Below are 25,568 nucleotides of genomic sequence, written 5' to 3' on the forward strand. Positions count from 1 at the left end.
ACAGCCTTTCGATGGTCGGGGTTCGGTCATGCGGAGGCCTTCAGGACGCTCCAGCCGCCGTCGACGAGGAGGTGGGACCCGGTGACGTAGGAGGCGTCGTCGGAGCCGAGGAAGGCGATGGCCGCGGCCACCTCCGCGGGGGTGCCGAAGCGGCGGGCCGCGGTCTCGGCGACGCTGCGCGCACGGTCCTCGGGCGGCACCCGGTCCCAGGCCGCGGTGAGGATCGGGCCGGGCAGGACGGCGTTGACGCGGACCTCGGGCCCGTACTCGACGGCGAGCTGGCCGCACAGGGAGAGCAGAGCGCCCTTGGACGCGGCGTAGGCGGGGTGTCCGGGGATGCCCTTGTGGGCGTGGACGGACGAGGTGAGGACGACCGCACCGCCCCGGGCCCGCAGGTCGGGCAGGACGGCCCGGAACCCGAGGAAGCCCCCCGTGAGGTTGACGTCGAGCTGGCGGCGCCAGGAGTCGAGGGAGAGCTCGTGGGCGGGGCGGACGTCGACGGTGTAGGCGTTGCTGACCAGGAGGTCGACCGGTCCGAAGGAGTGGGCGGCGTCGACGACGCGGCGCCAGTCGCCCTCGTCGGCGACGTCGGTCCGTACGAAGCGGGCCCGGCCGCCCTCTCGGGTGATCCGTTCCGCCTCGGCGCGGCCGCGCTCCTCGTCGATGTCGGCGAGCACGACGGCGGCTCCCTCCTGGGCGAGGCGGGCGGCGGTGGCGGCTCCGATGCCGGAGGCGGCCCCGGTGACCACGGCCGTGCGGCCGGTGTAGCGGGCACCGCCGCCTCGTACGGGCTGGTCCATCGTGGGTCACGGCTCCTTCGGGGTCGGGCACACAGTGCGTGCCCATGGGGCGGGGTGGATCGAACCTACGCCGGTGTGCGGGCCGGACGGCGGGTCAGCACGACCAGTTCGGCGTCGTGGCCGGCGGTCCAGGCGAACGGCAGCCCGTAGTGCAGGAGGTGGGCGCCGCCGTAGGTCGTACCGGAGGCCTCGTCGTGGTAGCGGGCGTCCGGGTCGAGGCCGCGGGCGCGCAGCCGGGCGGGGCGGCCCGGCACCAGGGGGGCGCCGTCGAGGCGTCCGGTGCTGAGGGCGGCGACGACGGTCCGCCCGTCCGCGCCGTCGTACTGGACCCCGCAGGTGGCGTCGTCCGGGCTGCCGAGCAGGCGGGCCTCGCCGTGGTGGATCACGTCGCGCACCTCCTTGTACCGGGCGATCCAGCCGGCCGCCTCGGCGCGTTGCTCCGGGGACCAGGTGCGCAGGTCGGCGCCGATGCCGAGGACACCGCACATCGCGGTGACGAAGCGGAAGGCGAGGCTGCGCGGGCGGGGGTCGAAGACGCCGGGGGCGTCGGTGACCCAGGAGCTCATCACGTGCGGGGCGTGGGCGTGCAGGAAGCCGTACTGGATCGCGAGCCGGTCCAGGGGCGCGGTGTTGTCGCTGGGCCAGACGACGTCGGTGCGGGCGAGGGTCGTGTGGTCGACGCGGCCGCCGCCGCCCGCGCAGCCCTCGACGGTCACGTGGGGGTGGACGGTGCGCAGGTGATCGAGGACGCGCAGGTATCCGTGGACGTGTTCGGCGTCCAGGTCGAGGCGTTCCGCGGGCGTGGGGCCGGGCCGGCCGCGTTCGGTGGGCGGGCGGTTCATGTCCCACTTGAGGTAGTCGACCCGGTGGTCGGTGAGCAGCCGGTCGAGAGTGGCGATGACGAAGTCCTGGACGTCCACGCGCCCGAGGTCCAGCAGGAGCTGGTTGCGGACCAGGCGGGCGGGCCGGCCGTCGATCCGGTAGGCCCAGTCGGGGTGTTCGGCCAGCAGCCGGCTGCCGGGGCTGACGGCCTCGGGTTCGATCCACAGGCCGAAGTCCATGCCGAGCGCGCGGACGTCGTCGACGAACCGGTCGAAGCCGTCCGGGAAGGCGGCCGGGTCGGGGTACCAGTCACCGAGGCCCGCGGTGTCGTCGGCGCGGCCGGTGAACCAGCCGTCGTCGACGACGAACAGCTCGACGCCCATGTCGGCCGCGGACTTGGCGAGTTCGAGCTGTCCGGCCGCGTCGACGTCGAAGCCGGTCGCCTCCCACGAGTTGTAGAGGACCTTGCGGGGGCGGTGGAGCCGCTCTCCGGCGAGCCGGCGCTCGTAGCGGTGCCAGACGCGGGAGAGGCCGTCGAGGCCGTCCGCGCTGAACGCGCAGGCGAGGCGGGGGGTGGTGAGGGTGGTGCCGGGGGCGAGGAGGACGGCGCCCTCGTGGGGTACGCGTCCGGCGCGGACCCGGACGGCGCCGCCGGGTTCGGCCTCCGTGGTGATGTGCCAGTTTCCGGCCCACTCCAGGGCGAGGCCGTAGGCGGGGGCGTCGTCGGCGGCGAGGTCCTGGACGGCGAGCCAGGGCGCGTACGCGTGCCCGGGGGTGCCCTGGGTGCTGCCCATGGTGAACGTGCCCCGGGTGAGGGCGAGTCGGGTGTGCTGGAACTCCTGCGACCACTGTCCGGTGAGATAGGTGAGCCGGGCGCCGGAGGTCACCGGCACGTTGACGGCGCCGGAGTCGAAGCGCTCCAGGCGCAGTTCCTCCGGGCCGGTGCAGGTGTGTTCGGTCCAGCGGTGCAGGACGTCGGTGCCCGGTACGACGGCGTAGCACAGGGTGGTGCGCAGGCCGAGGAGTTCGTCGGTGAAGGTGAGCCGGAGGGTGCCGGCGCCCTGCTCGGCTCCGGTGAACTCCCAGCGGACGCCGCGTTCCTGTCCCGGGCGGCCGGCGATCAGGTCCGCGCCGGTGAAGGGCCGTTGTCCGTGCGGCAGGTACTCGGCGGGGGCGGCGTCGGCCGGGGTGACGAAGTGGGTGCGGTGCGACCAGTCGAGGGCGGAGGGTCCGTCCTCGGCGCCGTGCGGGCCCCAGGCGTCCAGTTCGGCCCAGGGGCCGTCCGGCGACAGCCGCACGGTGTAGCCGGTGTTCTCGGTGCGCAGTGTCCAGCGCTGGTACGACGTCACTTCACGGCTCCGAGGTTGAGTCCGGCCACGAAGTGCCGCTGGAAACGGAGGAAGACGGCCACCGTCGGGGCGGCGGCGATGACGGAGCCGGCGGCGATCACGTTCCACATGGACACGTACTGTCCCTGAAGTCCGATGAGGGCCGCGGTGATGGGCATCCGTGTGTCGGTGCGCAGGACGGTGATCGCCCACAGCAGGTCGTTGAAGATCCAGGTGAAGGACAGGGCGCTGAGCGCGGCGAGGGCGGGGCGGGTGAGGGGGAGGATGATGCGCCAGAAGATCTGCCAGGGGCCGGCGCCGTCCACGACCGCCGCCTGCTGGATCTCGACGGGGATGGACCGCATGAAGCCGTGCAGCACGAAGACGTAGAAGCCGACGCCGAAGCCGATCTGCACGCCGATCAGCGCGGGCAGGGTGTCGTACACCCCCAGGATCTCGCTGAGTTTGGAGACCGGGATGAGCAGGATCTGCGGGGGCAGCAGGTTGCCGCCCAGCATGAGCAGGAGCAGGGTGCGGCGGAAGGGCATCTCGTAGCGGCTGAGCCCGAACGCGGCCATCGCGGCGAGCGCGAGGGTCACCACGACGCAGGGGACCGTCACGAGCAGGCTGTTGACGAGGGCGCGCTGCTGGCCGCCGTCGACCCAGGCCTGCCGGAAGTTGCCGAGGGTGAAGGACCGGGGCCAACTGCCCAGTCCGTGGGCGGCGATGTCGTCGAAGGACCGCAGGCTGGTGACCAGGACCAGGACGATCGGCAGCAGCCAGAGCAGGGACAGCGCCCCGGCGCCGGCGTGGAATCCGGCGGTGGACAGGCGGCGCCTGCGCAGGGCCGCATCGGAGGTCTGCGGAGTCGTCATCAGTCCGCCTCCCGGAAGGCGCGCACGAGGTAGGAGGCGATCACACCGAAGGCCAGCACGAAGATGACGACGGCCAGGGCGGAGCCGTAACCGAGACGCAGCGACTGGAAGGCGGTGGAGTACATGTAGGTGCTCAGCAGTTCCGAGGAGTGGTAGGGGCCACCGCGGGTGAGGGACCACACCACGTCGAAGGAGCGCAGCGAGTCGATGACGATGACGGACAGGACCACCGCGTTGACGCTGCGGAGCTGAGGGAGCGTCACATGACGGAAGGCCTGCCAGCGTCCGGCGCCGTCGACCTTGGCCGCCTCGTAGAGGGCGGGGTCGATGCCCTTGAGGCCGGCCAGGTAGAGCACCATGACGTAGCCGATCTGGCGCCACAGGGCGGGCACGATGACGGCGTACAGGGCGGTGTCCTGATCGGCGAGCCAGGCATGGCGCAGACTGCCGAGGCCGACCGACTGGAGGAGCTGGTTGAGGACGCCGTCGGGCTGGTAGATCGCCTGCCAGACGAGGGCGGTGGCGACCAGCGAGAACACCACCGGCAGGAACAGGGCGGCGCGGTAGAAGCCCACGCCGCGGCGTTCCTGCTGGAGCAGCAGCGCGGTGGCGAGGCCGAGCAGCGCGGACAGTCCGCCGAAGAGCACGAGCCACAGCACGGTGTCGACGGCCGCGGTGCGGAACACGTCGTCGTGCGCCATCTCGCGGAAGTTGGCGAGGCCGACGAAGCGCGGTGCGGAGACGCCGTCCCAGCTGGTGAGCGCGAGATAGAAGCCCTGCAGGGCGGGCCAGAAGACCCAGACGGCCTCGGCGAGCAGCGGGACGAGGACGAACGCCAGGACGAGCGGAGGGGTGCGGCGCGGGCCCCCGGCCCTTCGGCCGCGGGGCGGCGTCGGGACCGGGGTCGTCCTGCGGGCGTCCGTGGTGAGGACGGCCACGTCACGCTCCCCAGATCTTCTGGGCGTCACGCTGCCAGTCCGTCAGGATGCTGTTGATCTCCTTGGGCTTGGCGATGAACTTGGTCAGGGCGGTGTCGGCGGTGGGCTGCAGGGCGTCGCTGGAGTCGCGGTTGAAGAACTGGGTGACCTCGGCGGCCTCCGCGACGTGCTTGCGGCCCTTGATCACCAGCGGGGTGCCGGTGTCCTTGGCGTCGGGGTGACAGGGCAGCGCGGTACCGGAGGAGCCCTTGAGGTAGATCTCCTGGGCCTCGGCGCCGGCCAGGAACCGCAGCAGGTCGAAGACCTGGTCGCGGTGGCCGGAGCGGGCGCTGGCGAAGTACCCGTCGGTGGGCGCCTCTTCGGCGAGCGGGATCTTGGGGTCGATGACGGGGAAGCGGAAGAAGTCGATGTCGTCCAGGGCGTCCTTGGGTGCGGCGTCGGCGAAGAACGTGCCGATCAGCATCATGCCCGAACGGCCGTTGAGCAGCGCGGTGGTGGCGTCCTGGAAGGCGACGGCGGTGCCGCTGGGGTCGAAGTACGGGAGGACCTCCTTCCAGCGGTCGAAGACCTTGTGGACCTCGGGGTCGTCGAAGCGGTGCTTGCCGGCGAGGAGTTCACGGTGGTACTGGGCGCCGTTGATGCGGATGTCGAGGTAGTCGAACCAGGCGGAGGCGACCCAGGCGGTGTTGCCGCCCGCGCCGAGGCCGATCGGCGCGACGCCCTTGGACTTGAGCTTGTCGCACAGGTCGAGGAAGCCGTCCCAGTCGGTGGGCGGGGTCACGCCCCACTTCGCGAAGTTGGACTTGCGGTAGAACATGCCCCACCAGTAGTAGGTGGTCGGCACGAAGACCTTCTTGCCGCTGCTGGAGGTGCACAGCGTGTGCAGGGCCTTGGAGTAGCGCTTCAGGTCGGGCGAGTCCCACACCTCGTCGAGCCCGAGCAGGAGGTTCTTGCGGGCGTAGGCGTCCGCGACCGAGCCGGGGTACCAGGTGTAGACGTCCGGCGGGTTGGCGGAGGTCAGGTAGGTCGGCAGCTGGGTCCGGAACGTCTCGGCGGCGACCGTGTTGAGGTCGACGCTCCCCTTCTTCTTGTAGGCGGCGACCAGGTCCTGCATCGCGGCCTTGGCCTGGGGGGCGGAGAGGTTGGACTGGAGGGAGACCGCGCCCTTGGAGGAGGTCTTGGACGAGGACGTGGAGGTCACGCAGCCGCTGAGCAGGGCCGCGGTTCCGGCGGCGCCGGCTCCGGCGAGGAAGCGCCGGCGACTGGTCTGTGAGTGGTTCATGGAAGGCTCCTGCGAGGTCACGACGGTTGGCTGGTCTACTGTTCGAACGCGGTGCGGTGCACGGTGCCGTCGACTCCGCGGTACACCGCGTCGACCGTCCCGTCGGCGCCCGCGGCGGCTCCGAGGGCTCCGTCGAACGCGGCGCTGGGGAACTCCTGCCGCTTCGACCAGCCCTGCCAGGAGCCCGCCCGGTACCGCTGCTGCCAGAGGGTGTAGTCACCGGCGCGCGCGTACAGGAGCACCTGGTCGCCGACGGTGACGAGGGTGGGGCTGCCGCTGACCGTGCCGCCGAGTGCGCTCCAGTCCGTCCACCGGCCCTGGGCGTCCCGCGAGCGGGTCCAGATGTCGTCCGACGCGGTCCGTACGGCGATGTGCACCCGGCCGGCGGAGTCGACGGCCGCGGAGGGCCTGCCGTACGTCACGCGGCCGTCGGGGGTGCCGAGCGAGGTCCAGCCGGTGGCCGGGCCGCGCTGCGTGATGCGGCCTTCGCCGTCGCGGGCGACGAGCGTCCAGTGGCCGGGGTCGGTGAACGCCACCGACGGCGCGTCCGCGAGCTGTCCGCCCAGGCTCTGCCAGTCACCCCAGTGTCCGCCCGTGGAGACGCGCCGGTAGGCACGGGAGTCGGCGCCGCGCACGAAGACGTCGACGCGGCCGTCGGCGGAGGCGTGGACGGCGGGCTGTCCGAGGATGCCGCCCTTCACCGGACCGCCGAGGTCCCGGCTGCGCGGGGTGCCGTGGCCGGTGTCCGTGTGCTGGACCAGCGTGCCGTGGGGCCCGCGCAGGAAGGTCTGCACGGTGTCGCCGGAGCGGGCGACGGCGGGGTCGGAGGTGGTCCGCTCGCCCAGGCCGGTGCCGGGCAGCGCGTCGGCGCCGGTGAGCTTGAGGAACGCGGTTCCGTGGGCGGGCACTTCGACCGTGTAGGAGTCGGTGTGGACGCCGCGGTCGGCGCGGGCGCGCAGGTCGCGCACGGCGACGGGACCGCCGAGGGCGGTGTCGGCGAAGCGTACGGTGCGGCGGGCCGCCTTGTCGGAGCGGTTGAGGAGGACGACCGCGCGCCGGCCACGTCCCGAGAGGACCTTGCTGTACACGTCACCGGTGTCGTCGGAGGCGACCCGCACACCCTGGACGCCCAGGCGGTCCTGGTCGACGCGGATGATCTCCGGGTTGCGGAGGGTGGCCAGCATCGAGGAGTTCAGGGTGCGCGGGTCGGAGCCGAGGACGAGCGGGGATGCCATCTCGGCCCACATCACGAACTGGGTGGTGGACTCCTCCTCGGTCAGTTCCGGTGTCCCGTCGGACATCGGGCGCATGGGGATGAGGTAGTCGGGGTCGTTCCAGTGGCCGGAGCCCTGCGCCTCGGGGTGCCAGGCGTTGGCGTCCATGTTGCGCAGGATGTTGGGCCACTCCCCCGCGGTCGGCGTGCCCCAGGCGATGTCCGTGCCGGTCCGCCAGGAGTCGGCGATGGCCGGGGCGTAGACGAACGTGTTGTGGGCGTCCTGCTCGGGGGTGTGCGGCAGGCCCCAGTCGTCGGTGAGCGGGTTGCACAGGTTCAGCAGCATCCGGCGGCCGGACTTCGCGACCGCGTCGCTGAGTTCCTTGTACGCGGGGCCCGGATCGAGCTTCGCGCCGATGCCGCAGAGGAAGTCGACCTTGATGGCGTCGATCTTCCAGCCGGCGAACTGCCGTGCGTCGTCGTCGTAGTGGCCGCGGCTGCCCAGGCCGCAGCTCTTCCCGCCGTCGTAGGTGCCGGCGTCGGTGTAGATGCCCGCGCGCAGGCCCCGCTGGTGCAGGTACGAGACGAGGGCGGGGATGCCGGAGGGGAAACGCTCGGGGTTGGCGACCAGCCGGCCCTGCGCGTCACGGGGGTTGTCGGCCTGCCAGCCGCCGTCGAGCCAGACGATGTCGTAGCCGCTGTCCCGGAGACCGCTGCCGACCAGCTTGTCGGCGACGGAGCGGACCTCCTTCTCGGTGGGCGCGCCCAGGCCGTAGTAGGTGTTCCAGCCCATGTAGGGCGTCGGGGCGAGTCCGCTGTCGTACGAGGCCGCCGCGCCGGGGTCCCGCGGGACGGGCGCGGCGGCGGACGCGGAGGCGGTGGGGGCCGTGGTCGCCGCGGCGACCACCATGGCGGCGGTGGCGACACTACGGCGGGCGAGGCGGCGGGGCCCGGGCCTCGGTACGGGTGCTTGCGAAGTCACGTGCCACTCCCGTGGGTTGGGAAGCAGTAGGAGCGTGACGCGGGCCGCACGGGGCCGGAGACCTCGGCGTCACGGCGACGACTCTGGCCCGAGGCCGAAATCTTGTCAATATTAATTCCTAATTTAATAGAAGCCGGGTTCTGTCATCTGCCGGAAACCTTGACAGGGCGAACGTGTCCGGGCAGTGTTCGGCAGCGTCCTCCCGGGCGGCGGCACCGTCGCCCCGCCCCTTGGGCCGGACACGTCCTTCTCCCGACATCCCTGACAGGAGGCGTGATTCGTGCCGGATCGGGCCTCCTTCCCCCGCACGCGGGCAGGCCCTCCCCGCCGGCCCGGCCGGCCGGGGCATCCCGTGCGCGCGGGCCGGAGACGCGGGGGCGGGCGCGCGACCGCACCGGCCGTGACGGAGGACGTACCGCACAGATCCGGCCGTCTCGCGCGGTGCCGAACCTGCCGCCGGGCAGGCCCGGTCGGAGGTGTGCGGCCACGTCGTCACGGGTGACGGCCGGTGTCCGGCGGAGGCCCGTGACGAAGAGGCCGGCCGGGTGCGTCCCGCCCCGGAACGAACGGGACGGGCGGCGGCCGGGTTGCCTATATTCCTGTCCATGCCCGAGCTGCAGCCGCTCCGTCCGGACCACGCCCCCGCGCTGCTCGCCTTCGAGCGGGAGAACCGCGCGTACTTCGCCGCGTCCGTCCCCGACCGCGGCGACGACTACTTCGCCCGGTTCGACGAACGGCTCCGTGCGCTGCTCGCCGAGCAGGCGGCCGGTGTCTGCCGCTTCCACGTCCTGGTCGGCGACGCGGGCGAGGTGCTGGGCCGGGTCAACCTCGTGGACCTGGCGGACGGCGCTGCCGACCTCGGGTACCGGATCGCGGAACGTGCCGCGGGCCGGGGGCTGGCCACCAGGGCCGTGGGCGAGGTGTGCGACCTTGCCGCGCGCAGCTACGGGCTGAGCGTCCTGCGTGCCGCGACCACGCTCGACAACACGGCGTCCCGCGCCGTCCTGGCCCGCTCGGGGTTCGCCGTCGTCGGCCGGACACGGCTCTCCGGCCGCCCCGGCCTGACCTGTCGCCGCGACCTGCCCGGTCTCCCCGGGCCCCGCGGCCTCGGTGACGCCGGCGCTCCGTCCGTCCCTCCCGGGACCGGCCGCTGATCGCCCGGGGCGCGGTCCGGGCGGTCCGCGCTCTCGGTGGCGGCGCGGGTGCAGGCATGGGTTTACTGGGCTTGTCGGTGAGAGATGAGGTCGATCATGCCTCGTGGACAACGACACGGTCACGCGAGTGGCGCCACCGCCGCGTCGAACGGAGCGAGAGGCTTCGAGAAGGCCCTGTTCGAGCAGGCCAGGGCCGGGCTGGAGGTCTACGACACGGACCTTCGCGTCCTGCGCGCCAACCCGGCGGTGCTGGCCATGCGAGGTCTGCCCGCGAGCCAGGTGATCGGGTTCGGCCTCCAGGACCTCGACCCCCACCTTCTGCTGTCACCGATCATCCGCGAGGTGATGGCGAGCGCGCGCGCCGTGTTCGACCGGCCGGTGTCGACGTACCCGCCGGCCGATCCGGGGAACCGGCACGACTACTCCGTCACCGGCTATCCCCTGCAGGAGCGCGGGCGGTCCATCGGCGCCGCCGCGATGATCCACGACGTCACCGACCAGGTCCGCCGGCAGGAGGAACTGGACCTCCTGAGCATCGCGCGCGCCAGGATCGGGTCCTCCCTCGACGCGGTGCGCACCGCGCAGGAACTCACCGAGATCGCGGTCCCGTCCTTCGCGGACGCCGTCGCCGTCGACCTGCTGGAGTCGGTCTTCGCGGGCGAGGCGCCGGTGGGCCCGGTCACCGGCCGGCCGTCGATGAAGCGCTCCGGGTTCAAGGCCCGCGAAGAGGGACAGTACGGCGCCTATCCGATCGGCAGTACCAGTCACTTCGCGATCCCCACCCCGTACACCCAGGCCCTGGCCGACCTCCGGCCGCGGCTGGTCGCATCGGTCTGCTCGGCCCGCCAGTGGCTGGCCAACGACCGGCTGCGCGCCGATTTCATCCGCCGGGCCGGGGTGCACTCGCTCATCGTGACCCCGCTGACCGTGCACGGGCTCGTGCTCGGGCTGGCCAGTTTCTACCGGGCCGGCTCCCACCCCGAACCCTTCGACGAGGAGGACCTGTCGCTGGCGACACAGCTCGCCGCCCGCACCGCCCTCTGTGTCGACAACGCCCGCCGCTTCACGCGCGAGCACACGGTCGCGACCACGCTGCAGCGCAGCCTGCTGCCGCGGACCGCCCCGCTGACGGCGGCGGTGGATTCGTCGCACTGCTACCTGCCGGGACGCTACGGCGCCCACTGGTTCGACGTCCTCAGTCTCTCCAGCTGCCGGATCGGCCTGGTCATCGGATACGTGCCGGGAGAGGACCTGCCGGCCTCCGTCGTGATGGGACGCCTGCGCACCGCGGTCTCCACGCTGGCCGCGATGGACCTGCCGCCCGACGAGCTGCTGGTCCATCTCGACGACGTCGCTCAGCGGCTCGCCCGCGAACAGGACTCCGACCCGCTGACCGTGCTGCACGCGCGGCCCCCGTTCACCGCCTCGTGCCTGTATCTCACGTACGACCCGGTCACCCGCCGGTGCGCGGCGGCCTCCGCGGGTCATGAGAGTCCGCTGGTCACCAGTCCCCGGGGCGTGGTCGCCGGACTCGGCATACCGAGCGGCGCGCCGCTGGGCCGCGGTCTGCCGTACCAGCTCCACACCACGCAACTGGCGGCCGGGAGCCTGCTGTCCCTCTACTCCGACGGCAGCGCGTACCGCTATCCGGCCGAGGCGGACGAGCGGGCCGGCCGGCTGCGGGAGGCGGTGGCCGACGCGTCGGCCGACCCGGCGGAGATCTGCGACGCCGTCGCGTACAAGGTGCTGCGGGGGACGGCCCCGGAGGACGGCGCCGCGCTGCTGGTGGCCCGGACCCGGAGCCTCGCGCCGGACCACGTGGCCACCTGGACCTTCCCGCCCGAGCCGGTGTCGGTCCGCGAGGCCCGGCGGGCGACGCGCGACCGTCTGGAGCACTGGGGCCTGGAGGACCACGTGTTCGTCACCGACCTGGTCGTCAGCGAACTCGCCACCAACGTGATCCGCCACGCCGAGGGAGCCATCCGGCTGCGTCTGATCCTCGACCGGACGCTGACGGTGGAGGTGAGCGACGACTCCGACACCGTGCCCCACCTGCGCCACGCCCGACTGCAGGACGAGAACGGGCGCGGTCTGTTCCTGGTCGCCTCGATGACACGGCACTGGGGCACCCGGTACGAGGAGGGCGGCAAGACCATCTGGGCCGAACAGTCGCTGGCGGCCGCCTGACGGGCCGCTGCGGCGCCCACGGGCGCGGGTGCCGGCCCCGGGACGAGGTGTCCCGGGGCCGGATCCGTGGTGTCCCCGGCAGAAAGACGCGTTCCCGCCGAGGCGGGTGGCGGGCAGGCTCGGACATGCCGCCCGACCGGGCGGACCGAGGTCAGTGAGCCAGGAGACACGTCATGCCCCACGTCACCGCGCACCCCGTCGAGCGGGGCCGGCCCGGGGAGAGCGAGCGGCGGGAACCCGCGCGTCGGCGGCGCGGGCGCCGGTCACGGTACGCCGAGGTGATCACGGTAGGCGGCGGGGGTGATGCCGAGGCGGCTGGTGAACACGCGCCGGAGGGTCTCGGCGCTGCCGAACCCGCTCCGGGCCGCCGCGACCGCGACGGTGTGCCCCGCCTGGAGCTGGGCCTGGGCGCTCTCCAGCCGGACCATCTCGACGTAGCGGGCCGGGGTGGTGCCGATCTCGTCGTGGAAGAGCCGGGCCAGCTGCCGGACACTGACCGCCGCCCGGGACGCCATGGCAGGGACGCTGTGGTCCCCGCCGGGGTCGGCCGCGACGGCGTCCAGCGGCGCGCGCAGGGGGTGGTCACGGCCGACGTGCCGGCGCGAGGGCGCGGAGAACTGCGACAGTCCGCCGGGGCGCTGCATGAACACGACCATCGCCTCGGCCACGTCGCGTGCCACCCGCGGACCGTGGTCCTCCTCCACCAGGGCGAGGGCCAGGTCGATGCCGGAGCTCACGCCCGCCGAGGTCACGACGGAGCCGTCACGCACGTAGAGGGCGTCCGCCTCCACAACGACCCGCTCGTAACGGCGGGCGAACTCCTCCGCCTGCCGCCAGTGCGTCGTGGCCCTGCGTCCGTCGAGCAGTCCGACCTCGGCCAGCAGGAACGACCCCGTACACACCGACGCGATCCGCTCCGCCCCGGACGTCAGCCGCCGGACCGCCTCCACCAGGTCGGCGTCGAACGGGCGGTCCACCATGCCGTACGCCCCCGGCACCAGCACGGTGTGCGCGGGAGCGGTGTCGGCCGCGGCGGACTCGGGGTGCAGCGTGAGCCCGGTCGAGGTGCGGACGTCCGCGCCGTCCGGTGACACCACGCTCACCCGGTAGCCCGGCCCGTACCGGCCCGCGTGACTGAAGACGTCGGCGGGGCCCGCCACGTCGATCGACGTGACGCCGTCGAAGGCCAGGATCACGACCCGGCGCCCGGTGTCCTGCTGCTGCGGCATCGGCTCCAGCCTCTCCACGAAGATCCCACCGCCCCACGTCACCCCACCCCACCCCAAGGCTAGGCGCCCCGGTGCCGACCGCCAGGACGGCCATGGCCGGCCGGGCACCCCGGCCCGACCACCCGACGAAGCACACACCGAGAGAGAAGAACATGACCGGCACCACCGATGTCTCCCCCCGCACCCTCGTCCTGCTCGGCCACCCGGACCTCGCCCGGTCCCGGATCAACCGGGCCATGGCGGGCGCGGTCCGCGGCCTGTCCCACGTCACCCTGCACGACCTGCACGCCGCCTATCCCGACCGGCGTATCGACGTCCCCGCCGAACAGCGTCTGGTCGGCGGGAACGAGGTGATCGTGCTGCAGTTCCCGCTGCACTGGTACTCCGTGCCGGGCTTCCTCAAGCAGTGGCTGGACGAGGTCATGACCCGCGGTTTCGCCTACGACACCGGGGGGCTGCTCACCGGCAGGACGCTGCTGGTCGTCACGTCGACCGGCGGGGTCGCCGACGCCTACCGGCCCGGCGCCTTCCACCGCTTCACCATGGCCGAACTGCTGCGGCCCCTGGAGCAGACCGCCCATCGCATGGGCATGGCCTTCGCCCGGCCGTTCGTCCTCCACGACGCGCGCGGCGTGGGCGACGAGGAGCTGGCCGAGCACACCGAGCGGTACCGGAGGCTGCTCGTCTCCGGGCCCGTCGCCCGCGAGGGCCTCGCGGTGTGACCGGCGGTCCGGTCAGCCCCGCCGCGCGCGGACGAGGGTGTCGCCCACCCACGCGGGGAAGACGAGTCGCGGGCGGAAGCGGCCCTCGACCTCGAAGGGCAGCGAGAAGGTGGGGCTCGTGCGCAGGTCCCGGTGGACGGTGCGGACGTCGACGCGGGTGTCCGGCAGATGCAGGGGCGAGCCGAAGGGCCCGATCCGGTTGATCCTCGCGTGAATGCGGTCGCCGTACACCAGGGCGGCACAGCCGTGGTCCTCGGCCCGTGCCGCCGGGACGGCGGACGCCCAGCGGCTGAACTCGTCGAGGTAGCCGTACCGGGACATCTCCTGGAAAGTGATCCTCTCGGTCCGCACGGCCTGCGGGCCGTCCAGGAACACGAGGAGCCGCGGCACCCCCGCGCGGCGCCGCCAGTGGGCGGGCAGATCCCGGACCACGCCGTCCAGGACGCGCAGGACGTCCGCGCGCACGGCGGGCTCCAGAGCCCGCAGCTGTCCCAGCAGGAATGCGCTCGCCTCGTCCACCCCGCAAGCATCCACGAACTCCGGCCGTCGCATCAACGGCGCGGACGGCGGCCCGGACCGGTGCGCGCACCGCCCACGCCGGAGGACCCGGCACTATTGCAGTGGGCCGGGTCCTCCGTGGTGCGGTTGTCTCACTTACCAGCCGTGACGGTCCCGGACGACCCGGAAGCTGCCCACGACGCCGTCCTTGACCTTCACGCCACCGTGGACGAAGTGGGACACGACGCCGTTGGAGGTGCTCCAGGGGCCGACCGTGGCAACGGGGGAACCGTTGTCGCAGGTCGCGCCACGGAACACCTCGACGGTCCGGCGGCTGTCGTTGCGGACGTTGAAGCTACGCGAACCGAGACCGCTCACCACGGTGATGCAGCCCCAGCTCTGGGCGGAGTAGGACCGCTCGTTGAAGTCGATCCGTCCTTCGTAGCCGCGGCCACCACGGCCACCGCCGTCACGGCCACCGCCGCCGCCGCCGAAGTCGTCGTCGCCACGGCCACCGCCGCCGCCGCCGAAGTCGTCGCCGCCACGGCCGCCGTTGTCGCCGCCGCGGCCACCCTCGTCGCCGCCACGGCCACCGTTGTCACGGCCGCCGTTGTCGCCGCCACGGCCGCCGTTGTCGCCACCGTTGCCGGCGACGGCTCCGCCCGCTCCGGTCCCCGGGGCGGCTCCGTTGCCCTTCGCCTGTCCGTTGTCACCGCCCGAGGGGGCGGCCTGGTTGACGGCGGGGGTGGACGCGGAGGCCGAGGGGACCTCAGGGGCCGAGGCGTACGTGACGCCCGTCGCGACGAGGGCCGCGGCAGCCGCCGCTCCCGCCGTCATGGCAATTTTGCGCGTGATCATGAGGCTCATCCCAATCTCTGAGTCGTCGATCAATCAGCCACTATGTGACTGAATGAACCGATAATCTCTTTATATGCAATGTCCGGCACGCCGGAGACGCGGCAGAAGGCGGCCAATTGGGGGTACCGCCCTCGTTTCCGCAGCTCAGGGCCTGCCCGCCGAGCGGGCAAGGCCGCCTCGAACGGACGCACTTGACGCTTCATCGGGCCGGAGAAGAGCTGACGGAGCGGCACACGGGGCCGGGAAGTGACGGGGGGCCAGGCGGGACGCACCCCGACGGGACACCGGACGAAGCCGGGTGCCGAGGGGCCGCCGCGCGGGGCCGACCGGCTGACGGGCCGCCATACGGGGCCGGCGGGTGACGGGGCGACGCCGAAAGGGACGCCCCCTCTCGCGAGGGCCCGTCCGTCGGCGGCAAACAAAAAAAGCAAGGGAGCGTCCGCTTCCCTTGCCACTCTCAAGGTATAGCGCACCGGGGGGCTTGCGGCAAGGTCCCCTTCGAGCCGCACAATCACTGGCCGAAGCCGGAAACCGCGGACATGGGAGATTCACCAAGTGCATGCGTTTTTGTCAGGCCACGGGCGCCATGACGACGCCGGGCCGGCGGGTGCGGCGCGCGCCGGGGGCACGACCGGGGACTCCCGGTGCCCGGGCGGGCGAGGCGTCCGGGGCCTGGACACCGACGTCGTCGTGCGCGACGGGCGCGGCGCCGGATCGGAGCCGACGGCATGACCTCGCTGACCGCAAGCGCGTTCGACCTGCCCGACCACCTCTCCGCCAAGGCCGACCCGGCGCTGATCGCCGACGACGAGCGGCACTTCGCGGAACTCGCCGAAAGCCTCGACCGGGCCGTCTCGGATCTGTCCGACCGGCTCGACGCCCTGCGCAGGGCGCCCGGCGGCATCGGCCGGGAGGCGATGGAACGGGATCTGGAGATCCACCGGCTGACCGCCCGGCTGCGCACCCTGCGCCGCTTCGGTCTCGACCTGTGCCTCGGACACGTCGTCGCCGCGGACGGCACCGGACGTCTGTACATCGGACGGCTCGGTCTCACCGACGGCGCCGGGCGCCGTCTGCTGGTGGACTGGCGCTCCCCCGCGGCCGAGCCGTTCTTCGCCGCGACCCACGCCCGTCCCATGGGTCTGGCGAGCCGCCGCAGGTACCGCTGGACCCACGGCCGTATCAGCGACTACTGGGACGAGGTGTTCACCGCGGACGGGCTCGAGCGGCACGCCGCGCTGGACGACCAGTCCGCGTTCATCGCCGGCCTGGGAGCCGACCGGTCACCCCGGATGCGGGACGTGCTCGCCACCATCCAGGCCGACCAGGACGCCGTCATCCGGGCGGGATCCCGGGGCACCCTGGTCGTGGACGGCGGCCCCGGTACGGGGAAGACCGTCGTCGCCCTGCACCGCTCCGCCTACCTCCTCTACTCCGACCCCCGTCTCGGGCACCGCCGCGGCGGTGTGCTGTTCGTCGGTCCGCACCAGCCCTACCTGGCCTACGTCGCCGATGTCCTTCCCGGCCTCGGGGAAGAGGGCGTACGGATCTGCACGCTGCGCGACCTCGTGCCCGAGGGCGCCGGGGCGCGGGCCGAGGCGGACCCGGAGACGGCCCGTCTGAAGTCGTCCGCGGAGATGGTGCGGGCGATCGAGACGGCCGTCAGGTTCTACGAGACCCCGCCCGCGCAGGGGATGACCGTGACGACCCCCTGGTCGGAGGTCCGGCTGAGCGCCGACGACTGGGCCGACGCCTTCGACGCGCCGGGGCCGGGCACCCCGCACAACGAGGCGCGCGACCTGATCAGGGAGGAACTGTTCACGATCCTGGCCGACAGGCACGACGACGAGGTCCCGCCGGACCTGCTCCGCAGGGCGCTGCTGCACGACGGGGAACTGAACGGGACGCTCGACCGCGCCTGGCCCCTGCTCGAAGCTGCCGACCTGGTCGGCGACCTGTGGTCCGTACCCGCCTATCTGCGGTGGTGCGCTCCCTGGCTCGGGCCCGACGACGTACGGCGGCTGCGGCGCGCCGACCCCCGGGCCTGGACGGTGTCCGACCTGCCGCTCCTGGACGCGGCGCGGCAACGGCTGGGTGACCCCGGGGCGTCCCTGCGCCGACGCCGGCACGAGGAGTCCGTCGCCGCCGAACGCGCGGAGCGGGCCGACGTCATCGACAGCCTGCTGCAGAACGTCGTGATCGACGAGAGCGAGGGCGCGATGGGGCTGCTGCACGGACGCGACCTGCGGGAGGCCCTGATCGACGAGGCCGCCCGACCCGGTACCGAACCGGACCTCCTCGCGGGCCCGTTCGCGCACATCGTGGTGGACGAGGCACAGGAACTGACGGACGCCGAGTGGCAGATGCTGCTGCTCCGCTGCCCGTCGCGGAGCTTCACCGTCGTCGGGGACCGCGCCCAGGCCCGGCACGGGTTCCCCGAGTCGTGGCGGGAACGGCTCGAACGGGTCGGTCTCGACCGGATCGAGGTGGCCTCCCTGAGCGTCAACTACCGGACGCCGGAGGAGATCATGGCAGAGGCCGAACCCGTCGTCCGCGCCGCGCTCCCGGACGCCAACGTGCCGACGTCCGTCCGCCGCGGCGGCCTGTCCGTCGTCCACGGACCGGTCGCGGACCTGGGCCCGCTGCTCGACAGCTGGCTCGCGGCCCATGCCGAAGGGACCGCCTGTGTCATCGGTGATCCCACGTTCCGGGCGACACCCCGCGTCCGGTCACTGACGCCGGAGCTGTCGAAGGGACTCGAGTTCGACCTGGTGGTGCTCGTCGACCCGGCGGCGTTCGGCGAGGGGGTCGGGGGCGCGGTCGACCGCTATGTCGCGATGACCAGGGCGACCCGGCAACTCGTCGTGCTCACGAGTTCCTGAGGAGGACCGCGAGGACCGGGTGCACGGCGGTCAGGTCACCACTCCCGGCCGGGCCGCCGTACGCCCTGCGCCGCTGCCGACGAGGCGGTCCCGCTCCACCGCCGAGCGACTGACCGCACGTCAGACGGTCAGTCCTGGACCGACCTTCGGGAGCGGAAGGCCGCCGCCTTCACCCGTCCGCGGCACGCGTCCGAGCAGAAATGACGAGCGGCGTTACGGGAGTTGTCGACGTACACCCGGTCGCACCGTGGTGCCGCGCAGACGCCGAGACGGCCGGCGAGGTCGCTCCCGACGGCCAGGGCGAGGGCGGTGGCGCATCCCGCGCTCCACCCCACGGAGAGGCTGTCGTCGGCGCCGTGGAAGTGGACCTGCCAGGGTTCGCCGTCGACGCGGTCGAGCTGGGGGCGCGCCCCGCTGTCGCGCAGGAGGCCGTTGACGAGCTCCGCCGCCCGGTCGGTGCGGTCGCAGTCGACGGCGTCGAACACGGCCCGCATCCGACGGGCCGTTTCCGCGAGGTGGAGCGCGTGGCGCGGCTCGACCGCGGCGCGGTCGGCGGCGGGCGGCAGCGCGTCGTGCACGGCCCCGGGGAGCAGGTCACCGCGCGGGGCGGTGAAGGGACGGCCCCGCCGGTCGCCGTCGGTGAGACCGTTCACCAGCGAGACGGCCACCTCGAGCAGCGTCGCCACGTGACCATCGAACATCACTTGACTGGTCACTCCTTTCCCTTCTAGCGTCCAGGAATCACCGACGATAGCCGGTTCGTCGGTCACTACGGTGGGGTGGGATCGGATGCGGGGAGGGACGCGGTTGCCGCGCGCGGTACGGCTGTTGGTCGTGGCGCGGGCCGTGAACCGGCTGGGAGCGTTCTCCCTGTCCTTTCTCACCGTGCTCATCACCACGAGGTTCGGGGCGAGTGCCACCGTCGCGGGGGGCGTGAGCGCCGCCTTCGGTGTCGCCACCATCCCCTCCCGGCTGGTGGGCGGCCGGCTGGCCGACCGGATCGGCCGGCGCCGCACGATCGTGCTGGGCCTGACCGGCTGCGCGGTGGCGCAGTCGGGGCTCGCCACGGCCGGCGGCCTGGTGACGGCGGTCTGCTGGGCCGTGCTGCTGGGCCTCGTCTTCGAGATCTACGAACCACCGAGCCAGGCGGTGATCGCCGATGTCGTTGCTCCGGACGAGCAGGTCCGCGCGTACGGTCTGCTGAACGCGGCACTGGCCGCGGCAGGCATGGGCGCGGGGCTGCTGGCGGCCGCCGTGGGCCGCTGGGACCTGCGGTGGCTGTTCGCCGTCGACGCCCTCACCTGCCTGCTCTGCGCCCTCACCGTGCGCCTGCTCCTCCCCGCGGACGGCCGGGTCGCGTCGGCGGCCGCGGCCCGGACCCCCTCCGCCTCCCCGTGGCGTGATCGGGCGCTGCTCCGCATGCTCGCGGCCGGGACGCTGTTCGCCGTGGTCTATCTCCAGATCATGATCACGCTCCCGCTCGCCCTGGACCACGAGGGGTTGCGCCCCGCCGACGCCGGTCTGCTGTTCACCGTCTCCGCGCTCACCGTCGCCGCGGGGCAGCCGCTGATGCGGTGGAGGCGGCTGCGCACCCTCTCCGCGCCGGTCGCCTTCGTGGCCGGTCACCTGCTCCTGGCCGTGGGCCTGGCCGGCTACGCGGCCGCCGACGGCCTGGCCGTCCACGTGGCCTCGACGGTGGTGTGGAGCGCGGGTGACCTGCTCCTCGTCGGCCGGGCCCAGTCGGTGGTGGCGAGCCTCGCGCCACCCGGCGGAACGGGCCGCTATCTGGCGGTCTACGGGACCAGTTGGGGCATCGCGGGGGTCGCGGCCCCCCTGACGGGAACCCAACTGCTGGAACACGCGGGGACGGTGGGCCTGTGGAGCGCGACGGCACTCGCGTGTCTGGTGCTCGCGGCCCTGCAACCCGCCCTTCTCCGGGCCACCGGTCTCCCTCGCGCCCACCGTGAACCACGTTCCCCGGCTGTCGGGTTCCCGGACGGAACCGCCCACTGACCCGGGGCGGCCGCCCTCCTCGTCCGCCGACCCGGTGGGCCGCCGGCGGTGTTCTCCATCCGGCCGAGCCCGGCCGGGGAAGCGCGCGGGCGGACGGCGGCGCCCCCTGCCACCCGCCGCCGCTCCCCTGCCGCTCCCCTGCCGCTCCCCTGCCGCTCCCCTGCCGCTTCGCGGCCACTCCCCCCGCCGCCTCGCCGCCGCACCACGCCGCCGCGGGCCGCCGGTCCGCGCGCGGACACGTGAGGCGAGAAGGTGTCGAAGGGCTCCCCCGGAAGACGATCAACCATCGCCTACCATCCAGCCATGGGTGATCTGAGCAGATATCAAGCGGTATGGCTCGACGTGAGACGTCGCGATCCCGTGCTGCTGTCCCCCCTCGCGCTGACCGCGGTGATCGGTTTCCTGACCGTCCTCACCCCGCATGACGTCCCCTTCAGCCGGCTGCTTCCGGCGGCGCCCGCGCTGGCCGCGTCGGTCTGGTCGGTCCGGGCGACCCTCGCGCTGGGCCTGATCTGCCTGCTTCCCGTCATCGGGTACGCCCTGGTCCTCTCCGACATGACGACCCTGTACACGGCGGGCGCGATCGGCGCCGTCACGCTGGCCGCCGTCTACGCCAGCCATCTGCGGCTGCAGCGCGAACACACCCTGGCGCAGGTCCGCGCGGTGGCCGACGCCACCCAGGAGGTCCTGCTCCGGCCGGTTCCCGACCGGGTCAGGAACCTGGAGATCGCGACCCTCTATCTCGCCGCGGCACCCCAGGCCCGTATCGGAGGAGACTTCTACGCCGCCGCGGACACCCCCCACGGCCTGCGGCTCATCCTCGGAGACGTGCGCGGCAAGGGCCTGCGCGCGGTGGGCGCCGCGGCCGCCATCCTCGGCTGCTTCCACGAGGCCGCCTACGAAGCCGCCGACCTGCCGCGGCTGGCACACTGCCTGGACACCACGTTCACCCGGTACGACCACGCCTTCCCCGCCGAGGACACCTCGGAGCGCTTCGCCACCGCCGTCATCGTCGAGTTCCCCCCGGACGGCACCCACGTCTCTGTTCTCAGCTGCGGGCACCCGCCGCCGCTGCTCGTCCGCGACGGCGCCACCCGCGCCGTCGAACCCGCGAGCCCCTCACCGCCGGTCAATCTCGCCGGACTCATCGGCTCCGAGTACCACGTCGAACGGATCCCCTTCACCCGCGGCGACCTGCTCCTGCTCTACACCGACGGGGTCACCGAGACCCGTGACGCGGACGGCGCCTTCTTCCCCCTCGCCGCATGGACCGCGCACACCACGGCCGCCTCCCCCTCGGCGCTTCTCCAGAACCTTCACCAGGACCTGGTACGGCACAGCGACGGCAACCTCGACGACGACATCGCCTGCCTGGCCGTGCTCGACGCCCCCGCCGCCACGATCCCGGGTCCGGCGTGAGGCGGTCACCGGTGTCCCGGCGGACATGCCGGAGAACCCGGCCCGATTGCAGCGGGCCGGGTTCTCCATGCGGTGCGGACGTCGTCCGTCAGGACTCAGTCGCGGTCGTCGTCGCCGCCGAAGCCGCCACCGTAGCCGCCATCGTCGTCGCCGCCGCCGTAGCCACCGCCGTAGCCACCGTCGCCACCACGGCCACCGCCACCGAAGCCGCCACGGCCACCGCCGCCGTAGCCGCCGCCGTAACCACCGTGGTGGTCCTCGACGACACGGAAGCTGCCGACGACGCCGTCGCGGACCTTCACGCCACCGTGGACGCGGAAGGGCACGACACCGTTGCTGGTGCTCCAGGGACCGACCGTGGCGATCGGCGAACCGTTGTCGCAGGTCGCGCCACGGAAGACCTCGACGGTCTTGTGGCTGTCGTTACGGACGTTGAAGCTCTTGGAGCCGAGACCGCTCACCACGGTGATGCAGCCCCACGAGCGAGCCGAGTACGAACGCTCGTTGAAGTCGATCCGGCCCTCGTAGTGACGACGGCCACCACGGTCGCCGCCGCCTCCTCCTCCTTCGTTGCCCTTCGACTGGATGTTCCCTTCCTTGCCCTTCGACTGCCCGTTGTCGCCGCCCGACGGGGCGATCTGGTTGACGGTGGGCGTAGCCGAAGGGGCTGCAGTGGCCGAGGCGTAGGTGACGCCCGTGGCGACGAGGGCCGTAGCGGCCGCAACGGCGGCAGTCACGGCAATGTTGCGCGTGGTCATGTCACTCTTCCCTATCTCTGAGACGTCGGCCAAGCAGCCGATCTGTGGTCGAAATTACCGATAATCCCTTTATCCGTCGTATTCGACACGCGGAAGATCCGAAGTCGGGAATCCGATTGGCGTACGCGCCGCGGTCCGGCGCGCCCCGAACGTGGTCCGGAGCACGCCGGACATACCGGCACAGGGCCCATGAGCTGTGGGAAAGCCCGCAGCCGGCCGGGAGATCGGGACCCCGTCCCGACACGGACCCGCCCGCGGAACGGTGCCTCCGGGACGGAATCCGCGACGAGGGCGGCCGCGCCACGCGGTACGAAGGGGAGTTGCGGCCCGCCGGGAGGCGCCGTCGCCGTAAGCACCACGGGGCGCCGGTGCACCGGTGCGCCCCGAGCGGTGGCGCCCCCGCCCCCGGACATGGACCGGCCCCACCGGGCCGGCGAGGCGGGGCGGGGCGGGGCGGGGCGGTACGGCCGGGACGGGCCGTGCGTACGGGACGGGTCCGGGTGCAGCGAACACCGCCGTCAACCGGCCCTGGAACAGGGCCGGTTGCTCAGAGAGCGCCGAACGGGGAGCGACCGGCACGGCGAGTTGGCACGTCACACCTGCGTGAGCCGGCCGCCAATCCTGGGTGAGGCGGCGTCAGTCCTGGGTGAGGCGGCCGTCGACCAGACGCCACAGTCCCAGCGGGTTGCCGTCGGCGAGTGCGTCCGGCAGCAGCGCGTCGGGGAACCCCTGGTAGGTGACGGGCCGCAGGAACCGGTCGATGGACGTCATCCCGACCGAGGTGAAACGGCTGTCGGTGGTGGCCGGGAACGGGCCGCCGTGGATGGTCGCGTGGCCGACCTCCTGCGGGTGGGCGAAGGCGTTCACCACGATCCGTCCCGTGCGCCGCTCCAGGATCGGGAGCAGCCGTGCCGCGTCACCGTGGTCGGCCTCGTCGAGGTGCATCGTCGCCGACAGCTGACCCCGGAACGTCCGTGCCACTTCGAGGAGCTGGGCCATGCCGGTCAGGCGGACCAGGAGCGCCGCCGGTCCGAAGACCTCCTCGGCCAGACCGGGGTCGGCCAGGAACCGCTCCCCGTCGACCTCCAGCAGTCGCGCGCGGCCCTCCCAGGGACCCTGTTCCTCCGGACCCTCGACGAGGATCTCGGCACCGGACGCGCGCAGTCGCCGCGTGCCCCGGTCGTAGGCGTCGTGGATGCCCGGGGTCAGCATGGTGCGCGCGCCCATGGCGCTCACCCGCGCCACGGCCGCCTCACGCATTTCCGCGTAGCCCGGACCGTCCACGGCGAGCAGGAGGGCGGGCTTCAGGCAGGCCTGGCCGACGTTGACGAGCATGCGCTCGGCGAATCCGTCACCGGTCTCGGCACCGCGCGCCGCGAGCGCCGCGGGCAGCACGAAGGTGGGGTTGACGCTGGTCATCTCGGCGAAGACCGGGATCGGGTCCGGGCGCAACTGGGCCCGCCGGTAGAGCGCCATGCCACCACCCTCGGAGCCGGTGAAGGTCACCGCCTTGATCAGCGGGTGGTCCACCAGCGCCTCGCCGATCCCGTTGCCCGCGCCCCGCACCATGGAGAACACGCCCTCGTGCAGTCCCGAGTCGGCGACCGCGCCGCGGATGGCGCGCGCCTGGAGTTCGGAGGCGCCCGGGTGGGCGTTGTGGGCCTTCAGGACGACCGGGGCGCCCGCGGCCAGCGCGGAGGCGGTGTCGCCGCCGGCGACGGAGTACGAGATGGGGAAGTTGCTCGCGCCGAAGACGGCGACCGGCCCGATGGCGATCTTCTGCAGGCGGTGGTCCATCCGCGGCCGCGGCTGCCGCTCGGGCTGCGCCGGGTCGACGGCGGCGTCACGGAAGCGGCCCGCGCGGACCACGTCGGCGAACTGCCGGAACTGGGAGGCCGCCTTGGCCGCCTCGCCCCGGAGCTGCGCCACGGGCAGGCCGGTCTCCAGGGCGGCTCGTTCGGCCAGTTCCTCCTCGACCTCGTCCAGCCGGTCCGCGACGAGGTCGAGGAACGCGCCGCGTTCCTTCGGCCCGGTGCGGTTGAAGCTGTCGAAGGCCTCGTCTGCCAGGCGTGCGGCGCGGTCGACCTCGGCCGGGCCGCCGAACGCGAACTCCGGTGCGATGTGCTCCCCCGTCGCGGGGTCGAGCGCCCTCATCGTGCCTTCCGTCGCGGCGACGTCCGACGAACCGATCAGCAGGTGTCCGGTCAGGGTCATCTCAGTGCTCTCCGTTCTTCGGCTCCAGCGTGCGCAGGAGTTCAGCGGTGGTGGTGAGGGCGTGGGCGTAGGTGGGTCCGTTGAGTTCGTGGGCGGCGTGCATCATCTCGGGCCGGAACGCGGCGGTGGCGTCGCGGACGAGGGTCACGTGGTAGCCCAGTTCCATCGCGTAGCGGCTGGTGGACTCGATGCACGTGTTGGCCAGCAGGCCGATGACGATCACGTGGGTGATGCCGTGCTGCTTGAGCCGGAAGTCCAGGTCGGTGTTGGCGAAACCGCTCTGCGCCCAGTGCTCCTGCACGATCACGTCGCCGTCGGCGGGCTGGAGATCCTGGTGGAACTCGCCGCCCCAGGTGCCCCGCGCGAAGCTGTGGCGTTCCTGCACCAGTCGCTGGGTCGGGTTGGGGTGGTCCCAGTCCTCGTAGTCGCCCTCCTGCCAGCGGCGGTGGGGGACGAAGACGGTCCGCAGCTCGGCGCGGCGGCCGGCGGCGACGACGGCGCGCAGGTTGTCCAGCAGGCCGACGCCGGTGGCCACCTCCCGGACGGCGGGCCAGATCTTGCCGCCCTCCGACAGGAAGTCGTTGTACGGGTCGACCAGCAGGACCGCGGTGCGGGTGGGGTCGTAGATGTCCGTCATGATGCGTCCTTCTCGGTGGTTCCCGATCTCTTCTGGATGACTAACCTCATCCTCATTCAGGATGGTAAGCGTCATCCAGAATGTCAAGGCGAGGTACCCCGCACAGCCCTTTCTGTATGATGGACATCATCCACATTTCGCCACACCGGACCCTCGCGACCTCCCCTGCCGGGACCGCACGGAGGGCTCCGCCCCCGGAAGGAACCCCATGAACCCCGATGAACTGCGCGAGAACCTCGTCGGCGCCTGGCGCCTGGTGTCGTACCGGGCCACCGCCGTCGACGACGGCGAGGTCGTCGAGCCCTTCGGCCCGCGGCCCCAGGGCCTCATCACGTACACGCCGAGCGGTCACATGTCGGCCCAGATCATGCGGCCGCTGCGCCCCCGTTTCCGTCGGGGACGCCTGGAGGAGGGACTGCCCGAGGAACTGGCCGCGGCGGCCGTCGGCTACCTGGCCTACGGCGGGACCTACGAGGTTCCCGAGGACGACCTCGTGGTCCACCACGTGGAGGTCAGCCTGTTCCCCAACTGGGTGGGCACCGCCCTGACCAGGGTCGCCGCCCGGGACGGCGGCACACTCCGGCTGTCCCTGCGCGAACCCGCCCTGATCTGGGGCACCCTCCGCACGGGCGTCCTCGTCTGGGAACGCGTCTGACGTGGACGCGCCCCCCTCTCCACCCCTCCGCGCCCGTCTTGTCCGTCACGTGGGTCACATCCGTCCCGCCGCCCGGGGGGCCCGTTCCGGACAGGGGATATG

20 protein-coding genes are annotated in these 25,568 nt (G+C 72.8%); 7 read left to right on the top strand and 13 right to left on the bottom strand.

What is annotated here, in order from left to right:
• Nucleotides 1–26 precede the first annotated feature (26 nt).
• The 6 genes from OG776_RS08940 to OG776_RS08965 form a co-directional block, all read right to left on the bottom strand.
• Complete coding sequence (locus OG776_RS08940; RefSeq protein ID WP_148009884.1) at nt 27–800, bottom strand: SDR family NAD(P)-dependent oxidoreductase; 774 nt, start codon at nt 798–800, stop codon at nt 27–29.
• A gap of 65 nt (nt 801–865) precedes the next feature.
• Nucleotides 866–2,971 (bottom strand): alpha-galactosidase, encoded by a 2,106-nt coding sequence (locus tag OG776_RS08945; protein WP_329319962.1) that lies wholly within the window; start codon nt 2,969–2,971, stop codon nt 866–868.
• Nucleotides 2,968–3,825: a carbohydrate ABC transporter permease gene (locus tag OG776_RS08950; RefSeq protein ID WP_329319964.1), complete on the bottom strand. Its 858-nt coding sequence runs from the start codon at nt 3,823–3,825 to the stop codon at nt 2,968–2,970. The genes OG776_RS08945 and OG776_RS08950 overlap by 4 nt, the downstream gene beginning before the upstream one ends.
• Nucleotides 3,825–4,763 (bottom strand): carbohydrate ABC transporter permease, encoded by a 939-nt coding sequence (locus OG776_RS08955; protein ID WP_329319966.1) that lies wholly within the window; start codon nt 4,761–4,763, stop codon nt 3,825–3,827. The genes OG776_RS08950 and OG776_RS08955 overlap by 1 nt, the downstream gene beginning before the upstream one ends.
• Nucleotide 4,764: 1 nt before the next feature.
• Complete coding sequence (locus OG776_RS08960; RefSeq protein WP_329319969.1) at nt 4,765–6,045, bottom strand: ABC transporter substrate-binding protein; 1,281 nt, start codon at nt 6,043–6,045, stop codon at nt 4,765–4,767.
• 35 nt (nt 6,046–6,080) lie between these two features.
• Nucleotides 6,081–8,240 (bottom strand): glycoside hydrolase family 27 protein, encoded by a 2,160-nt coding sequence (locus OG776_RS08965; protein ID WP_443077240.1) that lies wholly within the window; start codon nt 8,238–8,240, stop codon nt 6,081–6,083.
• Between the two features lie 605 nt (nt 8,241–8,845).
• On the opposite strand from OG776_RS08965, the gene OG776_RS08970 reads away from it, so the two are divergent.
• A complete protein-coding gene (locus OG776_RS08970) occupies nt 8,846–9,394 on the top strand; it encodes a GNAT family N-acetyltransferase (RefSeq protein WP_148009887.1) in 549 nt (182 codons plus the stop codon).
• A 96-nt stretch (nt 9,395–9,490) separates the two neighbouring features.
• Complete coding sequence (locus OG776_RS08975) at nt 9,491–11,581, top strand: ATP-binding SpoIIE family protein phosphatase (RefSeq protein WP_329319973.1); 2,091 nt, start codon at nt 9,491–9,493, stop codon at nt 11,579–11,581.
• Between the two features lie 263 nt (nt 11,582–11,844).
• Here OG776_RS08975 and OG776_RS08980 read toward each other — a convergent pair whose 3' ends face one another.
• Nucleotides 11,845–12,810, bottom strand: a complete 966-nt coding sequence (locus OG776_RS08980; RefSeq protein WP_148009889.1) for a GlxA family transcriptional regulator — start codon at nt 12,808–12,810, stop codon at nt 11,845–11,847.
• Nucleotides 12,811–12,962: 152 nt separating this feature from the next.
• Between OG776_RS08980 and OG776_RS08985 the strand changes: the two genes are divergently transcribed.
• On the top strand, nt 12,963–13,532 hold the full coding sequence (locus OG776_RS08985; RefSeq protein WP_148011179.1) for an NAD(P)H-dependent oxidoreductase: 570 nt from the start codon (nt 12,963–12,965) through the stop codon (nt 13,530–13,532).
• 12 nt (nt 13,533–13,544) lie between these two features.
• Here OG776_RS08985 and OG776_RS08990 read toward each other — a convergent pair whose 3' ends face one another.
• Complete coding sequence (locus OG776_RS08990) at nt 13,545–14,051, bottom strand: hypothetical protein (protein ID WP_148011178.1); 507 nt, start codon at nt 14,049–14,051, stop codon at nt 13,545–13,547.
• A 135-nt stretch (nt 14,052–14,186) separates the two neighbouring features.
• Entirely contained in the window at nt 14,187–14,888 is a 702-nt protein-coding gene (locus tag OG776_RS08995; RefSeq protein WP_148011177.1) for a hypothetical protein, read from the bottom strand.
• Nucleotides 14,889–15,616: 728 nt separating this feature from the next.
• On the opposite strand from OG776_RS08995, the gene helR reads away from it, so the two are divergent.
• Nucleotides 15,617–17,770: an RNA polymerase recycling motor ATPase HelR gene (helR, locus tag OG776_RS09000; protein WP_329319978.1), complete on the top strand. Its 2,154-nt coding sequence runs from the start codon at nt 15,617–15,619 to the stop codon at nt 17,768–17,770.
• Between the two features lie 128 nt (nt 17,771–17,898).
• Here helR and OG776_RS09005 read toward each other — a convergent pair whose 3' ends face one another.
• Nucleotides 17,899–18,471, bottom strand: coding sequence for a CGNR zinc finger domain-containing protein (locus OG776_RS09005; RefSeq protein ID WP_148011175.1), 573 nt, complete (start codon nt 18,469–18,471; stop codon nt 17,899–17,901).
• Between the two features lie 88 nt (nt 18,472–18,559).
• Here OG776_RS09005 and OG776_RS09010 point away from each other — a divergent pair, with 88 nt between their 5' ends.
• Together OG776_RS09010 and OG776_RS09015 are read left to right on the top strand one after the other, a co-directional pair.
• The gene (locus tag OG776_RS09010; RefSeq protein ID WP_261994698.1) at nt 18,560–19,783 is read left to right on the top strand and encodes an MFS transporter; all 1,224 of its coding nucleotides are present in this window, start codon (nt 18,560–18,562) and stop codon (nt 19,781–19,783) included.
• 303 nt (nt 19,784–20,086) lie between these two features.
• The gene (locus tag OG776_RS09015) at nt 20,087–21,202 is read left to right on the top strand and encodes a PP2C family protein-serine/threonine phosphatase (protein WP_187286131.1); all 1,116 of its coding nucleotides are present in this window, start codon (nt 20,087–20,089) and stop codon (nt 21,200–21,202) included.
• 95 nt (nt 21,203–21,297) lie between these two features.
• On the opposite strand, the gene OG776_RS09020 is transcribed toward OG776_RS09015, so the two are convergent.
• From OG776_RS09020 to OG776_RS09030, 3 genes are all read right to left on the bottom strand, one after another.
• Nucleotides 21,298–21,960: a hypothetical protein gene (locus tag OG776_RS09020; protein WP_148014880.1), complete on the bottom strand. Its 663-nt coding sequence runs from the start codon at nt 21,958–21,960 to the stop codon at nt 21,298–21,300.
• A gap of 636 nt (nt 21,961–22,596) precedes the next feature.
• The gene (locus tag OG776_RS09025; RefSeq protein WP_148014691.1) at nt 22,597–24,174 is read right to left on the bottom strand and encodes an aldehyde dehydrogenase (NADP(+)); all 1,578 of its coding nucleotides are present in this window, start codon (nt 24,172–24,174) and stop codon (nt 22,597–22,599) included.
• Between the two features lies 1 nt (nt 24,175).
• Nucleotides 24,176–24,811, bottom strand: a complete 636-nt coding sequence (locus OG776_RS09030) for an isochorismatase family cysteine hydrolase (RefSeq protein ID WP_148014692.1) — start codon at nt 24,809–24,811, stop codon at nt 24,176–24,178.
• A 208-nt stretch (nt 24,812–25,019) separates the two neighbouring features.
• Between OG776_RS09030 and OG776_RS09035 the strand changes: the two genes are divergently transcribed.
• A complete protein-coding gene (locus tag OG776_RS09035) occupies nt 25,020–25,466 on the top strand; it encodes a lipocalin-like domain-containing protein (RefSeq protein ID WP_148014693.1) in 447 nt (148 codons plus the stop codon).
• Nucleotides 25,467–25,568: the final 102 nt, after the last annotated feature.

It is taken from the genome of Streptomyces sp. NBC_01689, assembly GCF_036250675.1.
Taxonomy (GTDB): Bacteria; Actinomycetota; Actinomycetes; order Streptomycetales; family Streptomycetaceae; genus Streptomyces.

Excerpts from the sequence above, each read along its gene's own strand:
- OG776_RS09025 (WP_148014691.1), bottom strand. The coding sequence starts at position 24,174 with ATGACCCTGACCGGACACCTGCTGATCGGTTCGTCGGACGTCGCCGCG.
- helR (WP_329319978.1), top strand. The coding sequence starts at position 15,617 with ATGACCTCGCTGACCGCAAGCGCGTTCGACCTGCCCGACCACCTCTCC.
- OG776_RS08985 (WP_148011179.1), top strand. The coding sequence starts at position 12,963 with ATGACCGGCACCACCGATGTCTCCCCCCGCACCCTCGTCCTGCTCGGC.
- OG776_RS09015 (WP_187286131.1), top strand. The coding sequence starts at position 20,087 with ATGGGTGATCTGAGCAGATATCAAGCGGTATGGCTCGACGTGAGACGT.
- OG776_RS08970 (WP_148009887.1), top strand. The coding sequence starts at position 8,846 with ATGCCCGAGCTGCAGCCGCTCCGTCCGGACCACGCCCCCGCGCTGCTC.
- OG776_RS08995 (WP_148011177.1), bottom strand. The coding sequence starts at position 14,888 with ATGATCACGCGCAAAATTGCCATGACGGCGGGAGCGGCGGCTGCCGCG.
- OG776_RS09010 (WP_261994698.1), top strand. The coding sequence starts at position 18,560 with ATGCGGGGAGGGACGCGGTTGCCGCGCGCGGTACGGCTGTTGGTCGTG.
- OG776_RS08940 (WP_148009884.1), bottom strand. The coding sequence starts at position 800 with ATGGACCAGCCCGTACGAGGCGGCGGTGCCCGCTACACCGGCCGCACG.
- OG776_RS08980 (WP_148009889.1), bottom strand. The coding sequence starts at position 12,810 with ATGCCGCAGCAGCAGGACACCGGGCGCCGGGTCGTGATCCTGGCCTTC.
- OG776_RS09030 (WP_148014692.1), bottom strand. The coding sequence starts at position 24,811 with ATGACGGACATCTACGACCCCACCCGCACCGCGGTCCTGCTGGTCGAC.
- OG776_RS09035 (WP_148014693.1), top strand. The coding sequence starts at position 25,020 with ATGAACCCCGATGAACTGCGCGAGAACCTCGTCGGCGCCTGGCGCCTG.
- OG776_RS09005 (WP_148011175.1), bottom strand. The coding sequence starts at position 18,471 with ATGTTCGATGGTCACGTGGCGACGCTGCTCGAGGTGGCCGTCTCGCTG.
- OG776_RS09020 (WP_148014880.1), bottom strand. The coding sequence starts at position 21,960 with ATGACCACGCGCAACATTGCCGTGACTGCCGCCGTTGCGGCCGCTACG.
- OG776_RS08960 (WP_329319969.1), bottom strand. The coding sequence starts at position 6,045 with ATGAACCACTCACAGACCAGTCGCCGGCGCTTCCTCGCCGGAGCCGGC.
- OG776_RS08975 (WP_329319973.1), top strand. The coding sequence starts at position 9,491 with ATGCCTCGTGGACAACGACACGGTCACGCGAGTGGCGCCACCGCCGCG.
- OG776_RS08950 (WP_329319964.1), bottom strand. The coding sequence starts at position 3,825 with ATGACGACTCCGCAGACCTCCGATGCGGCCCTGCGCAGGCGCCGCCTG.